The organism is Pseudomonas sp. NPDC089547 (assembly GCF_050280665.1).
Lineage (GTDB): Bacteria > Pseudomonadota > Gammaproteobacteria > Pseudomonadales > Pseudomonadaceae > Aquipseudomonas.
On record NZ_JBNNVS010000028.1, the window covers coordinates 12,902 to 26,611 of the forward strand.

The 13,710-nt window shown below is 61.5% G+C and carries 13 protein-coding genes; 5 read left to right on the plus strand and 8 right to left on the minus strand.

The annotated features are described in order from the left end of the window. The first annotated feature begins 79 nt into the window (after positions 1-79). Positions 80-1,114 carry an agmatine deiminase family protein gene (locus tag ACQKPZ_RS18755; RefSeq protein WP_427540945.1) on the plus strand — a complete coding sequence of 345 codons (1,035 nt, stop codon included), beginning with the start codon at positions 80-82 and terminating at the stop codon, positions 1,112-1,114. Between the two features lie 189 nt (positions 1,115-1,303). Here ACQKPZ_RS18755 and ACQKPZ_RS18760 read toward each other — a convergent pair whose 3' ends face one another. After that, positions 1,304-2,575: an RNA-guided endonuclease InsQ/TnpB family protein gene (locus tag ACQKPZ_RS18760; protein ID WP_201206891.1), complete on the minus strand. Its 1,272-nt coding sequence runs from the start codon at positions 2,573-2,575 to the stop codon at positions 1,304-1,306. A gap of 183 nt (positions 2,576-2,758) precedes the next feature. Between ACQKPZ_RS18760 and ACQKPZ_RS18765 the strand changes: the two genes are divergently transcribed. Next, the gene (locus ACQKPZ_RS18765) at positions 2,759-3,868 is read left to right on the plus strand and encodes an agmatine deiminase family protein (RefSeq protein WP_427540948.1); all 1,110 of its coding nucleotides are present in this window, start codon (positions 2,759-2,761) and stop codon (positions 3,866-3,868) included. A gap of 124 nt (positions 3,869-3,992) precedes the next feature. Here the strand turns inward: ACQKPZ_RS18765 and ACQKPZ_RS18770 are convergent, their stop codons facing one another. Together ACQKPZ_RS18770 and ACQKPZ_RS18775 are read right to left on the minus strand one after the other, a co-directional pair. Beyond that, the gene (locus ACQKPZ_RS18770) at positions 3,993-4,526 is read right to left on the minus strand and encodes a cytochrome b/b6 domain-containing protein (RefSeq protein ID WP_427540951.1); all 534 of its coding nucleotides are present in this window, start codon (positions 4,524-4,526) and stop codon (positions 3,993-3,995) included. Next, positions 4,523-4,789, minus strand: coding sequence for a PepSY domain-containing protein (locus ACQKPZ_RS18775; protein WP_105947006.1), 267 nt, complete (start codon positions 4,787-4,789; stop codon positions 4,523-4,525). The genes ACQKPZ_RS18770 and ACQKPZ_RS18775 overlap by 4 nt, the downstream gene beginning before the upstream one ends. A gap of 175 nt (positions 4,790-4,964) precedes the next feature. Here ACQKPZ_RS18775 and ACQKPZ_RS18780 point away from each other — a divergent pair, with 175 nt between their 5' ends. Beyond that, positions 4,965-6,143, plus strand: coding sequence for an acetyl-CoA C-acetyltransferase (locus tag ACQKPZ_RS18780; protein WP_427540954.1), 1,179 nt, complete (start codon positions 4,965-4,967; stop codon positions 6,141-6,143). Between the two features lie 136 nt (positions 6,144-6,279). Here ACQKPZ_RS18780 and ACQKPZ_RS18785 read toward each other — a convergent pair whose 3' ends face one another. Together ACQKPZ_RS18785 and ACQKPZ_RS18790 are read right to left on the minus strand one after the other, a co-directional pair. Then, entirely contained in the window at positions 6,280-6,999 is a 720-nt protein-coding gene (locus tag ACQKPZ_RS18785; protein ID WP_427540957.1) for an SDR family NAD(P)-dependent oxidoreductase, read from the minus strand. 133 nt (positions 7,000-7,132) lie between these two features. Then, entirely contained in the window at positions 7,133-7,957 is an 825-nt protein-coding gene (locus ACQKPZ_RS18790) for a 5-methyltetrahydropteroyltriglutamate--homocysteine methyltransferase (RefSeq protein WP_427540960.1), read from the minus strand. Positions 7,958-8,166: 209 nt separating this feature from the next. Between ACQKPZ_RS18790 and ACQKPZ_RS18795 the strand changes: the two genes are divergently transcribed. Continuing rightward, on the plus strand, positions 8,167-9,654 hold the full coding sequence (locus ACQKPZ_RS18795) for a methylenetetrahydrofolate reductase C-terminal domain-containing protein (RefSeq protein ID WP_427540963.1): 1,488 nt from the start codon (positions 8,167-8,169) through the stop codon (positions 9,652-9,654). Here the strand turns inward: ACQKPZ_RS18795 and yjiA are convergent. The 3 genes from yjiA to ACQKPZ_RS18810 form a co-directional block, all read right to left on the minus strand. Beyond that, entirely contained in the window at positions 9,614-10,591 is a 978-nt protein-coding gene (gene yjiA, locus ACQKPZ_RS18800) for a GTPase (RefSeq protein WP_427540966.1), read from the minus strand. The genes ACQKPZ_RS18795 and yjiA overlap by 41 nt on opposite strands. Positions 10,592-10,736: 145 nt before the next feature. Further along, positions 10,737-10,934 carry a YbdD/YjiX family protein gene (locus ACQKPZ_RS18805; protein ID WP_427540969.1) on the minus strand — a complete coding sequence of 66 codons (198 nt, stop codon included), beginning with the start codon at positions 10,932-10,934 and terminating at the stop codon, positions 10,737-10,739. A 17-nt stretch (positions 10,935-10,951) separates the two neighbouring features. Further along, positions 10,952-13,018: a carbon starvation CstA family protein gene (locus ACQKPZ_RS18810; protein ID WP_427540972.1), complete on the minus strand. Its 2,067-nt coding sequence runs from the start codon at positions 13,016-13,018 to the stop codon at positions 10,952-10,954. 177 nt (positions 13,019-13,195) lie between these two features. Here ACQKPZ_RS18810 and ACQKPZ_RS18815 point away from each other — a divergent pair, with 177 nt between their 5' ends. Further along, positions 13,196-13,561 carry a PilZ domain-containing protein gene (locus ACQKPZ_RS18815; RefSeq protein ID WP_391127332.1) on the plus strand — a complete coding sequence of 122 codons (366 nt, stop codon included), beginning with the start codon at positions 13,196-13,198 and terminating at the stop codon, positions 13,559-13,561. Positions 13,562-13,710: the final 149 nt, after the last annotated feature.

Below are 13,710 nucleotides of genomic sequence, written 5' to 3' on the forward strand. Positions count from 1 at the left end.
GGCATAGCCATAGCATGGACACCAACACCCGCGACGGCGGGCTTCGTTGATAAAAATCCTTAATAGATTGGAGTTCACTATGCACCTGTCACTCGACAGCGGCTGGCGCATGCCCGCCGAATGGGCACGCCACGCGGCAACCTGGATGGTCTGGCCACACAACCAGGCCCTGTGGGAAAGCGGCTGGAACGTGCGCCTGGCCGATGTACAACAGGACTACGCCCGTGTCGCAGCGGCCATCGCCCGTTTCGAGCCGGTGAGGATGGTGGTCAACCCAACCGCCATGACCAGCGCCCGTGCCCTCTGCGGTGCCAATATCGAGCTGATCGAGCTGGCAGTGGACGACAGCTGGTGCCGGGACAGCGGCCCGAGCTTTGTCTGCCACCCGCAGCACGGCCTGGCCGGCCTGAGCTGGCGCTTCAATGCCTGGGGCGGCAAGTCGCAGCACAACCTGGACCGCAGCCTGGGCCGGCGCATCCTCGACCACCTGGGCGTGGACGGTTTCAGCACCGCGCTGTGCAACGAGGGCGGTGCGATTCATGTCGATGGCGAAGGTACGCTGATCACCACCGAGTCGGTGCTGCTCAACCCCAACCGCAACCCAGGCGTCAGCAAGGCCGAGTTCGAGGCGTGCTTTGCCCGCCACCTGGGCATCCGCAAGACCATCTGGCTGCCGGGCGACCCGCAATACGTCACCGGCGACATGACCGATGGCCACGTCGATGGCGTGTGCGCCTTCGCCCGCCCAGGCGTTCTGCTGGTCGACGCCACCCATGACCCGCAGTCGGTGTACGCCGAAGTCGTGCGGGAAAACCGTCGCGCCTTGGAACTGGCCACCGATGCCCAAGGCCGCCACTTCGAGCTGCTCGACCTGTACGAGGCCAGCGCTGCCGTGGACCCGGATGCCGAAGTGTTCTGCGCTTCCTACACCAACTTCTACATCGCCAACGGCGCGATCATCATGCCGGCCTACGGCATCGCCGCCGACCAGGACGCTGCAGCGCAGCTGGCCCACGCCTTCCCGGGCCGGGAGATCGTGCCGGTGCGCATCGACCACATTGCCTACGGCGGTGGCGGCATTCATTGCATCACCCAACAGCAGCCAAGGATTTAGCATGACTGTCGTGCTCTTGGCTGCCTGTATTGGCAATGCACTCGATGATCAGACTCCCTCCACAATTGGTCTGTCTATACCAATAAGTACAAACGCAGGTAAACCATCTTTCAAAATCAACATTCAGGAATACGCCTATCGTTTCTTGGCATCCTCACCACCCAGAAATGGTGGAGACTCCTACCGTGTTCAGCCCTTGCGGGCCAATCCACCTCGGCGGGTTTCTGCTGCTGGCGGCTCTGTAACACCACTCACTTCACAGACGATCCGGGCTGCAGTTTCCCACCCGACAGAAGCGTCTGCCGTGCCCTGCCCTTCGTCTCGCAATTTTTGCATCCCGCGAGCAAGGATGTTCATCGCGCCGATCAGATCGGCATGTTCACTATAACCACACATGACGCAGCTGAACTTGGCTTGACTCTGTCGGTTATCGCTCGATACATGAACGCAGCATGGACACGTCTGGCTGGTGTAATGAGCCGGAACCGCTATCAGCGAACCGCCCTTCCAAGCCAGTTTGTAGTTCAACTGTCTACGGAACTCGAACCAACCCTGATCAAGGATGGCCTTGTTCAAGCCAGACTTCGCTCGAACGTTCCTGCCCGGCACTTTCGATGAGCCTGCCGCCGAGGCGCTCAAATTGCGGACCTGCAACTCCTCTATACACACCATCGCGTGGTTTTTGCTGATGGCTGTCGAAGCTTTATGCAGATAGTCACGACGCACGTTGCCAATACGTACATGCAAGCGCTGGACACGAGCCTTTGCACACATCCAGTTGCTGCTAAACCTGTTCTTACGGCTCATAGCCTGTTGTGCCTTTCTTAGAGCCGTTTCGTGCCGCTTGAAGCTGTTTAATGGATCAATATGACTTCCGTCACTCAATGTAGCAAAGCGGGCGATGCCCAAATCGATACCAACTGCTCCGCCTTGTACTGCGGAAACTTGCACTGCGCGGCGGGTCTGGACGGAAACAAACCATCGACCGCCGCTCAGGCTAACTGTTACGTTGCGCAGCTCGCCCAATACCACCCGACTATTGCGATAACGCAGCCAACCAAGCTTGGGTAGGAACACCCGGCTATTGTCCTGGTCAAGCTTGATCTGCTCGGGAGAGGGGTAACGGAAACTGTTGTTACGAGCCTTGTGCTTAAACCGAGGTAAGTCAGCTCGCTTCTCGAAGAAGTTTTTGTAGGCTTTTTCTAAATCCTTGAGAGCTTGCTGAAGCGGATGGACGGGAGCCTCCTTTAGCCATGCCGTTTCGCTGCTGTTTCGCCAAACAGTCAGACGTTTTGCCATCGCTAAGTAGCCGATGTGCGCGCCACCCAACTCGCGATTGGCCTGCTGCAAGGCCAGCGCTTGGTTGAAAACGAACCTGCACGAACCGGCGAAGCAACGCATCAGGCGCAGCTGTTGGCCGGTAGGTATCAGTTGGAATTTGAAGGACTGGATTTGCAGCATAGGCAGTATTTCATGCATAGAACGACATGGAGCGAAGTAGATACTGCTTCTGTGCAGCGCATGTCCACACAGGCTTTGTTACCAATTATGGGGGCAGTGGTTTCAGCGGACTCTCTGGAGGTCTTTCCGCGAACAAGCCTTATCCGAAATGGAACCCGCTTCAAGACTGCACAGGACTGAACCATGCCAAGCCGTAGAACCTTCCTGCAATTGTCACTGGCTGCCGGCCTCGGCGCCGGCCTTGGCCTGCCGCTGAGCCTGGCGCGTGCCGACGAAACGGGGCGCTGGTTCATGCCCGACGAAGGCGAACCGCAACAACGCGCCTTCATCGCCTTTGGCGCCCAGGCTGCCATCTGGGAAGACTTCACCGCCGATGTGCAAGCCGCCCTGGGCCGCATCGCCCAGGCCATCGCGCGTTATCAGCCGGTGACTGTGTTCTGCCGGCCCAGCGAACGCAAACTGGCCGAGCAGCACTGTGGCAGCCCGCGCACACGCTTTGTGGAGTGCAACCTGGATGACATCTGGATGCGCGACATCGGCGCCAACTTTGTCCTCGATGACGACGGCGCGCTAGGGGCGGTGGACTTCAACTTCAACGGCTGGGGCAACAAGCAGCGCCACCGCAACGATGCGCAGTTGGCCAAACGGGTCGCCAACCTGGCTGACGGTCGCTATCAGCGCAGTGAGCTGGTGGGTGAAGGTGGGGCCATTGAAGTGGACGGCCATGGTACTGGCATCATGACCGAAAGCAGCTGGGTAAATGCCAACCGCAACCCGGGCTGGAGCAAGGCCGAAGTCGAGGACGAACTTAAAGACCGCTTGGGGTTGAGCAAGATCATCTGGCTGCCGGGCATTGCCGGCAAGGACATTACCGACGGGCATGTGGATTTCTATGCCCGCTTCGTGCGGCCTGGGGTGGTGATCGCCAACCTGGACAACGACCCGGATTCGTATGACTACGCGGTAACGCGCAAGCACCTTGAGGTTCTAAAGCGCGCCACCGATGCCGAGGGGCGCACGTTGCAGATACATGTGGTATCGCCGCCAATGCGCGGGCGGCGCAACAGGTTCAGCAAAGGGAATGATAACTTTGCGGCGGGTTACATCAATTACTTCGTGATCAATGGTGCGATCATCGCGCCGCAATTTGGCGATGCGCAGGCGGATGAAAAGGCACGGGCGCTGTTGGCGGTTTTGTACCCGGGGCGCGAGATTGTGCAGCTGGATATTGATGCCATTGCGGCAGGGGGTGGGGGGATTCACTGTGTGACCCATCAGTGTCCGGCTGTTTGATTGGTGTTGCCTGTACCGGCCTCTTCGCGGGCTTGCCCGCTCCCACAGGTATTTCACAATCCTCAATGCCTGTGCAGTACCTGTGGGAGCGGGCAAGCCCGCGAAGAGGCCGGTACAGGCATACTCAATCGCGGCGCCGACGACACCCGGTAATCATCGACCACGGCAGGTTCTCGCGCAGGCGCACGCTCTCGACGATGGCCGCCAGCACATGCACACACACCAACACCAGCACCGCATCGGCCAACCAGCTGTGTACATCGGTCGGCCAGTCCTCGCCCCACAAGGCATCCACCTCTTGCGATGCCCACCCGGTCATGACCAGGCCTGCGATGCCGGTCAGCATCAACAGCATTACCAGGGCGCCAATCGGCGAATGGCCAAGGTGGTGGTACGGCTCGCCGCGCACCAGTGCACGGGCATGTGCCGCCAGCCGCGCCGGGGTAGGCCAAAAGTCGGCCCAACGCGCACTGCGTGGCCCGACAAAGCCCCACACCACGCGCACCACTACACAAGCCAGTGCGTAATACCCCAGCCACTGGTGCCAGTCGTCACCTTCTTCGTTGAAAAAGTAATCCGCGAAGAACACACCGGCAATGGAGAGATGGCACAGCCGCAGGAGCGGGTCCCACAGCTGTACCGTGCCGTCGCTGTTCAATCGTGGTACTCGGACTTGACCGCCTTGCCAGTCACCGGGTCATGGTAGATCTCGACCTTGCGGCCATCCTTGTCGAAACCGTAGATCTCGTAACAGTTGCCCTTGGTGACCTTGAACTTGTTGATCTTGTAGCCCTGTTCCTTGAGCTGCGCCTGGAATTTCTCCTGGTCTTGCCAGGTGCTTTTGTCGGCGGTGGTGCATTGGGTGGCGGCGAATGCTGTGCTGCTGCCGATCAGGATAAACAGGGCTATCAGGATGCGCATGGGAATGAGCTCCATTCGGTTGAATGAAAACAGCACGAGAATCAGCTTAGTCGGATAGAACGCCCGGCGCTCATTGATTGGCTTTTCACATCAATCCGAAAGAAAAACAAACTTAACAAATGAGCCAAAGCCACCGATGCTTGGGCACTACGCCCATCGCACGGAGAACAACAACATGAATGACGTGGTCATCGTCGCCGCAACCCGTACCGCCATCGGCAGCTTCCAGGGCGCCCTGGCTACTGTGCCTGCGGTCGACCTCGGCGCCGCCGTGATCAAGCGCCAGCTGGAGCAGACCGGGCTGGACCCGGCGCAGGTCGACGAAGTCATCCTCGGCCAGGTGCTCACCGCCGGCGCCGGGCAGAACCCCGCCCGCCAGGCCGCGATCAAGGCCGGCCTGCCCTACAGCGTACCGGCACTGACCCTGAACAAGGTCTGCGGCTCGGGCCTGAAGGCCCTGCACCTGGCCGCCCAGGCCATTCGCTGTGGCGACGCCGAGGTGGTGATTGCCGGTGGACAGGAAAACATGAGCCTTGCACCGTACGTGATGCCCTCGGCCCGTACCGGCCAGCGCATGGGCCATGGCCAGCTGATCGACAGCATGATCACCGACGGCCTGTGGGATGCCTTCAACGACTACCACATGGGCATCACCGCCGAGAACCTTGTGGATAAGTACAGCCTCAGCCGTGAACAGCAGGACGCCTTTGCCGCCGAATCGCAACGCAAAGCTGTCGCAGCGATCGAGGCCGGCCGCTTCGACGCGGAAATCACGCCGATCGTGCTGCCGCAGAAAAAGGGCGAGCCGAAAGTGTTCGCCCGTGACGAGCAGCCGCGCCCTGATACCACCGCCGAATCCCTGGGCAAGCTGCGCCCGGCCTTCAAGAAAGACGGTAGCGTCACCGCTGGCAATGCCTCCAGCCTGAATGACGGCGCTGCCGCCGTGCTGCTGATGAGCGCCACCAAGGCCAAGGCTTTGGGCCTGCCAGTGCTGGCGAAGATTGCGGCCTATGCCAGCGCCGGGGTAGACCCGGCGATCATGGGCATTGGCCCGGTTTCGGCGACCCAGCGTTGTCTGGACAAGGCCGGCTGGCAGTTGGCTGACCTGGACCTGATCGAAGCCAACGAAGCCTTTGCCGCACAGGCGCTGGCGGTGGGTAAAGCACTGGAATGGGATGCGGCGCGGGTCAACGTGAATGGCGGGGCAATTGCACTGGGCCACCCGATTGGTGCATCCGGGTGCCGGGTGCTGGTTACCTTGCTGCACGAGATGATCAAGCGCGATGCCAGGAAGGGCCTGGCCACCTTGTGCATTGGTGGCGGGCAAGGCGTGGCCTTGGCCATCGAGCGTTGATCACAGATTGATTTAACCAGGCCCGGCCTCTTCGCGGGCTTGCCCGCTCCCACAGGGACTGCACAAACTTCAATGTTTGCGCTGTACCTGTGGGAGCGGGCAAGCCCGCGAAGAGGCCGGGCCTGCTTACAGAGCTTTAAAACCGCTCATCGGCAATCGCCGGCAAGGTCAGCTCACGCACATAGCTCGCCGCCGACAGTTCCAACAGCGTACGCATCATCAGCACCACATCGTGCAGCGGTATCAGCCCCCCGTCCCCACGCACCGCAGCCTCGGCCACCGGCACGTCCAGGCTGTCTTCGGCATTCAGATAACCCAGGTTCAGGCACGTCACCCCAAGGCCCTGCCCCCGATACCCTTCGCGCAACGCCTCGGCGATGCCACGCAGGGCGAACTTGGACGCGGCAAAAGTCACTTCCGGGCGGCCACTCTGGGGCAAGCCCGAGGTAGAGCCGGTGAGGATGATCCGCGGTTTTTCGCTTTCAAGCAGCAACGGCAGTAGCCGCTTGATCAGCAGGATGGTCGCCGTGATGTTGCAGTCGACCATGCGCTGCAATGCCACATCACGATCTTCGAGGAAGCTGTAATGCACCTCGAATGCTTCGGCCTCCCACAAGCCGAGGTTGTAGATCAGCGTATCCACCCCGCCCTCGGCCACTGCTGCGGCAATGGCCTCGACAGCGGCAGCGGGCTGGCCGAGATCGGCCTCGATCCACTGGGCCTGGATGTCCTGACCAGTGTTCACGGCCGCAGGCTCTTTGCGCGACACTCCAATCAACGTATCGCCGGGTTTGCCCAGCCCCTCCATGAATGCCTTGCCCAGCCCTTTGCTGGCACCGACTACCAGAATGCGCATCGCATCACTTCCCTGTGGATTTGACCGGAGTCGGCATTCTAGGAGGTTTATATTGCCTGTGCCGGCCTCTTCGCGGGCAAGCCCGCTCCCACAGGGACCGCAAATATTTCAAGGTTTGTGCAAGAGCAAATGATCAAGCAGCGATTCGGGTCTGCTCCAGCGCAGCAGCCAGCAGGGCCACTTCCTGGCACTTCCGCACAGCCACTTCCACCGGGCTTTGCGCCAGCGAGCAGGCCGGCGCCAGCCACAGCCGTTCACCCAGACGCTCATGGGCATCGTGCAGCAGGTCAAGCGTTCTTCCCAGGTCGCAAGGCGCGGCATCGCCGCCATCGACCACGCCCAGCGACAGCACCTTGTAGGCCGGCAGGCGGTCGAGAATGGCCTGGTACTGCTCAGGCGCCTGGACCAGATCGATATGCAGGCCATCGACCGGCAGGTTGGCGGCCAGGCCGAGGTTGCCATCGAGGCCACCGGCGTAGGTGGCAATCAGCTTCTTCAGCGGTGCACGTTGAAGGATGTTGTAGACGCGCTCGTAGGCGTTTTTCCAGTCCTGCGGCAGCTCGTGGGCTAGGATCGGTTCGTCGATCTGCACCCATTCAACGCCCAGCGCAGCCAAACGGTTGAGGACGTGGTCATACAGGGGCAGCAGGCGGTCGAGCAATTCCAGCTTGTCGAAGTCGGCGTTACAGGCCTGGCCCTGCCACAGGTAGGTCAATGGGCCGATCACGACTGGCTTGACTGCATGGCCCAGCGCGTTGGCTTGCAGCACTTCTTCGAACAGGGGTTCCCAGTTGAGGGCAAACGGCTGGTCATCGGTGCTCAGCGCGTACCCATGCTGGGCACAGTCGCCGACTGGCAGCAGTTCGATACCGGCGTCTTTCTGCACTTGCCAGTGGCGGGCCCGCAGTTCGCGGTCGCCGCCAATGTGTGGAAAGCCCAGGTTATGTGCCAGTGCCATGTCTCGTCCCTTCAGCGTGCTCAAATTGATGAAGGGATTTTCCGGTGGGTGGGGGTATTGAGACAAACTCATAAAATTTGAGATGAACTCAAGAATTTCTCATGATCAGCAACATGTCTCATTCAGAGCACCCTGCTGCGCACCCGGACATGACCTCGCCTGCCTTCTACCGCACAATGCCACCCTGACCACACCAGGTGCCCGGCCCCATGAGCCTGTTGAAAACCGCGCTGCGCGACCAGAACTTCGTCTGCGTCATGGAGTTCGTCCCCAAGCCTTCTGCAGAACGCTTTGCCGCCATGGAGGCGATCATGGCCCGTGCGCACCTGTGCGGCTGGCCGATGACCGTGGCTATCGGCGATCGCGTGGGCAGCCCGCTGGACATGTCGCCACTGGACGCGCTCGCTTCGTTCGGCAACCCGGTACCTGCCCTGCCGCATTTTTCCGGCAAGGACCGCGAACGCCACCACCTGCTCAGCCAACTGCAGCGTATGGACGCCGCCGGCCTCGACCAGCTGTTGCTGCTGACCGGCGACCGCCTGCCCGGCCATGAACCAGGCCAGCGCCCGGTGCGCTACCTTGAGTCGGTCGCCGCCCTGCAAATCGCCCGCCAGGCCTGCCCGCACTGGCTGCTGGGCGCGGCGCTGAACCCGTTCAAGTACCACGAGGAGGAAGGCGGCGCGCAGTATTTCAAGGCCGAGAAAAAGCTGGTAGCCGGGGCCGACTTCCTCACCCTGCAACTGGGCTTCGATGCCGCCAAGCATCAGGAAGCCATGCACTGGATGCGCCGCCAGCCCACGCCCAAGCCCATGCTGGCGTGCCTGATGAGCCTTACCCACGGGCGCGCGGCAATGCTCGATCACGTGGCCGGCGTCACCGTAACCCCGTCCATGCGTGACATGCTCGAAGCGGAGGCCGCGCAGTCCAAGGCGTTTGCACAGGCGCGCAGTGTTGACCGCCTGGCCTTGCAGATCATCGGTGTGAAGCTGATGGGCTATGCCGGTGTGCACCTATCGGGGGTTCACGAGCTAAAGCAGCTTCTGGCCCTGGAAGCCCGTATCGAGCACTGGCAAACCTTGGTCCATACATTGGAGCAGTGGACGCCCGCCTGGCAGGCCAGCTGGCAGATGCCCGGCCTGCCGGCAGTGATCTTCCATCCACCACAGGCAGGCTGGCGCCAGGGCGAATTACGGGTCGATGCCTCGTTCAAGGAAAAAGCCCGCTATCACCTGATGCATGGCATGCATTCCCTGCTGTTCAGCCGCCGCAACGGCCTGAGCAAGGCATTTGGCTGGGCAGTGCGCCAGCCGCTGTGGGCAACGCGTATTGGCGCACAAGTGCTGCACACGCTGGAGCGCAGTGTGAAGCGCCCGCTGGTGGGTTGCGATACTTGCGGCCGCTGCCGACTGGAAGACACCCTCTACATCTGCCCTGAAACCTGCCCCAAGGGCCTGGCCAACGGCCCCTGCGGCGGTACCGCGCTGAACCGCTGCGAGTTCGGCGACCGCGAGTGCATCCACAGCGTCAAGTACCGCACCGCCAAGGCAGTGCGGCAAACCGCCGTGCTGACTGACCGCCTGATCCCGTGCATCGAGGTTGAAACCCGCCACCGCAGCTCATGGCCGCAGTGGTTCCAGGCCGCAACGCCGCGCCGGCTCAGCCCGCAGCCAGCGCCTCGAAGCCAGCCCGAATCGTAGCCTCGGGCAGTTCATCGGCGATGAACACCATCACGCTCTCGCGGGTTTCACCGTCGGCCCACTCGGCGTCCCAGTCAAAGCCGTACAGTTTGAGCACGCCCTGGAACACCAGCTTGCGGTCTTCACCCGCAATGTTCAGCACGCCCTTGTAGCGCAGCAGCTGTTTGCCGTGGGTTTCCAGCAGTTCGTTCATGAAGCCGCTGAGGCGGTCGATGTCCAGCGCGGTTTCCGTGCGCAACACCAGTGTGGAAATGCGGTCCGGGGTAGCCGGTTTGAGTACAGGGCGTAGCGTTGGCTTCAGGTTCGCGCCCAGGTCGGGGTTGAGGTTGAAACCCCGCACATCCAGCAGCTCAGCCAGGTCGATGCGGCCGTGTTCGACAACACGGATGGCGGCCCGGCCATTAATGCGGGCCAAGCGTTCGCTCAGGGCCTGTACCGCAGGCGGCTCGACCAGGTCGGTCTTGCTCAGCAGCAGGCGATCGGCAAAACCCACCTGGGCCTGGGCGATGGCCTGGGTGAGGTGCAGGTCGGCATGGGCAGCATCGACCAAGGTAATGATGCCGTCGAGGATGTAGCGCTCACGCAGCTCCTCGTCGATGAAAAAGGTTTGCGCAACGGGCGCCGGGTCGGCCAGCCCCGTGCATTCGATTACCAGGCGGTCGAAGGCGATTTCACCAGCGTCCAGGCGTTCAAGCAGCAGGTACAGGGCGCGGGTGAGGTCGCCGTGGATGCTGCAGCATACGCAGCCGTTGGCCAGGGTCATCACCTGCACCGGCTCGTCGCCCAGCAACTGGCTGTCGATGCCGGCTTCGCTGAATTCGTTTTCGATCACGGCGAGCTTCAGGCCGTGCTCGGCCTTGAGCATGTGCTTGAGCAAGGTGGTCTTGCCAGCACCGAGGAAGCCTGTGAGTACGGTTACGGGAATAGGCTTCAGCACGCAGAACATCTCCTGTGCGGAAAAAACATGGGCCTGATCGCCGGCAAGCCAGCTCCCACAGGTACTGCACAGGCTTTGAGGCCTGTGGGTACCTGTGGGAGCCGGCTTGCCGGCGATCAGGCCGTGACAGGTTAACGCGTAAGGGTCAACAGCACTTGGGCCCGGACTTGCCACCGTAACGGGCTTCCTGACGTTCCCGGAAGAATTCCTCGTACGTCATGACCGGCTTGTCCGGGTGCGTCTTGTGCATGTGTTCGACATAGTTGTCGTAGTCGGGCATGCCGACCATCAGGCGGGCTGCCTGCCCCAGGTATTTTCCCAGTCGACCCAGGTCGTTGAACATGACTGCAGTCCTCTCGATTACGCGTCAGGCAACGCCTGGAACGGCGTTTCCTTGTCGGTGCGCTCCTTGCGGCCCAGGGCGGCATAGCCAACCTTGATGGCGAAGAACAGGATGCTGAACACCACCAGCAGGAACAGAATCGTCAGGCCGGCGTTGGTGTAGGCGTTGAAGATCACGTGCTGCATCTGCCCGATGTCCTTGGCCGGGGCCAGTACCTGGCCGGCGTCCAGTGCGGTGCTGTACTTCTTGGCCAGGGCCAGGAAGCCAACGGCCGGGTTCGGGTCGAACAGCTTGATCAGGCCAGCAGCCGTGGTGCAGATCAGCAGCCAGACGGCCGGCAGCAAGGTGACCCAGATGTAGCGCTGACGCTTCATCTTGATGAGCACCACGGTACCGAGCATCAAGGCAATACCGGCGAGCATCTGGTTGGAAATACCGAACAGCGGCCACAGGGTGTTGATGCCGCCCAGCGGGTCGATCACGCCCTGGTACAGCAGATAGCCCCAGAGTGCCACGCAACCAGCGGTGGCGAGCAGGTTGGCGCCCCACGATTCGGTGCGTTTGAGCGCCGGCACGAAGCTGCCCAGCAGGTCCTGCAGCATGAAGCGACCGGCACGGGTACCGGCATCCACCGCGGTGAGGATGAACAACGCCTCGAACAGGATCGCGAAGTGGTACCAGAAGGCCATGGTGTTCTCACCTGGCAACACCTGGTGCAGGATCTGCGCGATACCGACCGCCAGGGTCGGCGCACCACCGGCACGGGCCAGGATGGTGTGCTCGCCAATGTCACGGGCCACGGCTTCAAGCTGCTCAGGCGTAATCAGGAAGCCCCAGTTGCTGACCGTCTGCGCCACCGATGCCACGTCTGCACCGACCACGGCGGCCGGGCTGTTCATGGCGAAATACACGCCCGGCTCGATCACCGAAGCGGCGACCATGGCCATGATGGCAACGAACGACTCCATCAGCATGCCGCCGTAACCGATGTAGCGGGCGTTGGTTTCGTTGTCCAGCAGCTTGGGCGTGGTCCCCGAAGAGATCAGCGCGTGGAAGCCGGACACCGCACCACAGGCAATGGTGATGAACAGGAACGGGAACAGGGTGCCCTTCCACACTGGGCCAGTACCGTCGGTGAACTGGGTCAGCGCCGGCATTTTCAGCTCGGGCGCGATGATCAGGATACCGATGGCCAGGCCAACGATGGTACCGATCTTGAGGAAGGTCGACAGGTAGTCACGCGGCGCCAGCACCAGCCACACGGGCAGCACGGCAGCGACGAAGCCATAGCCCACCAGCATCCAGGTGATCTGCACGCCCGTGAAGGTAAACGCCGGGCCCCAGACAGGGTCCGCAGCGATCACGCCACCCAGCCAGATCGACGCCAGCAGCAATACCACGCCCACGACCGAGATCTCGCCAATGCGGCCCGGGCGGATGTAGCGCATGTAGATGCCCATGAACATCGCGATCGGGATGGTCGCCATCACCGTGAACATACCCCATGGGCTCTCGGCCAGGGCCTTGACCACGATCAGCGCCAGCACCGCAAGGATGATGATCATGATCAGGAAGCAGCCGAACAAGGCGATGGTGCCCGGAATGCGGCCCATCTCCTCACGCACCATGTCGCCCAGCGAGCGGCCGTTGCGGCGGGTGGACAGGAACAGGACCATGAAGTCCTGTACCGCACCGGCCAGCACCACGCCGGCAATCAGCCACAGCGTGCCGGGCAGGTAGCCCATTTGTGCTGCCAGTACCGGGCCCACCAGAGGGCCTGCGCCAGCGATGGCCGCGAAGTGGTGGCCGAACAGAATGTGTTTGTTGGTCGGGACGTAGTCCAGGCCGTCGTTGTTGAGCACCGCCGGCGTGGCCCGCCGCGGGTCGAGTTGCATCACCTTGGTGGCGATGAACAGGCTGTAGTAGCGGTAGGCGACCAGGTAGATGGCCACTGCCGCAACCACGATCCACAAGGCGTTGATCGCCTCACCGCGACGCAGGGCAACCACACCCAGCGCGCAGGCCCCTATGACTGCCAGCGCCAGCCACGGAATGTGGCGTAGCAGGCTATTATTGTTGTTCATGGTTAGCTTCCAGCTGGTGGATTGGAAAGACCGCCCACCGAGTCTAGGGCCAGTCATCGCGCATTGCCATACTTGCTTTGGTCTAGAGCCTCTGCGGCCAGATTGCGGTACCTGATGCACATACCACTCTAACTATAGTCAGGATGTCACCTTAGGACCTATCAGAGGATCTATCCCATGAGCGATCACGACGAACGCCGCCGTTTCCAGCGTATCCCGTTCGACGCCCCGACCAGGCTGTGCCAGGGCGAACGTTGCTGGGAAGTGAAACTGCTCGACCTTTCCCTCAAAGGCCTGCTGGTCGAATGCCCGAAACCCTGGGATGCCGACCTGACCCAGGATTTCGAGGCCTACATCCTGCTCAACGATGGGGAGACCGAGGTGCAGATGCAGGTCGAACTGCGCCACGAAGAACCGGAGTGCCTGGGCTTCATCTGCCTGTACATCGACATCGATTCGATGAGCCATTTGCACCGTCTTGTGGAATTGAACGTGGCCGACAGCACCGAAATGATGCGTGAGCTGCGCGAACTCATCGAATAATGAAATCTCTTAGCTAGCTAATAGCCTCCCCGCATTGTGTTTCCTGTCTACCCAGACAGCTTTAAGCCTGGGTAGCAGCGCTTTGTACACACCTCTCTAGAACAGCTTTTGACGACTTGGTACGCCTTCTGCATTGGGTTTTCGCACAT

Bases quoted from the DNA above. Each gene is read 5' to 3' on its own strand.
- ACQKPZ_RS18785 (WP_427540957.1), bottom strand. From the start codon at position 6,999: ATGCGCATTCTGGTAGTCGGTGCCAGCAAAGGGCTGGGCAAGGCATTC.
- ACQKPZ_RS18760 (WP_201206891.1), bottom strand. From the start codon at position 2,575: ATGCTGCAAATCCAGTCCTTCAAATTCCAACTGATACCTACCGGCCAA.
- ACQKPZ_RS18775 (WP_105947006.1), bottom strand. From the start codon at position 4,789: ATGCGCATCCTGATAGCCCTGTTTATCCTGATCGGCAGCAGCACAGCA.
- ACQKPZ_RS18815 (WP_391127332.1), top strand. From the start codon at position 13,196: ATGAGCGATCACGACGAACGCCGCCGTTTCCAGCGTATCCCGTTCGAC.
- ACQKPZ_RS18805 (WP_427540969.1), bottom strand. From the start codon at position 10,934: ATGTTCAACGACCTGGGTCGACTGGGAAAATACCTGGGGCAGGCAGCC.
- ACQKPZ_RS18765 (WP_427540948.1), top strand. From the start codon at position 2,759: ATGCCAAGCCGTAGAACCTTCCTGCAATTGTCACTGGCTGCCGGCCTC.
- ACQKPZ_RS18795 (WP_427540963.1), top strand. From the start codon at position 8,167: ATGAGCCTGTTGAAAACCGCGCTGCGCGACCAGAACTTCGTCTGCGTC.
- ACQKPZ_RS18810 (WP_427540972.1), bottom strand. From the start codon at position 13,018: ATGAACAACAATAATAGCCTGCTACGCCACATTCCGTGGCTGGCGCTG.
- ACQKPZ_RS18755 (WP_427540945.1), top strand. From the start codon at position 80: ATGCACCTGTCACTCGACAGCGGCTGGCGCATGCCCGCCGAATGGGCA.
- ACQKPZ_RS18780 (WP_427540954.1), top strand. From the start codon at position 4,965: ATGAATGACGTGGTCATCGTCGCCGCAACCCGTACCGCCATCGGCAGC.
- ACQKPZ_RS18790 (WP_427540960.1), bottom strand. From the start codon at position 7,957: ATGGCACTGGCACATAACCTGGGCTTTCCACACATTGGCGGCGACCGC.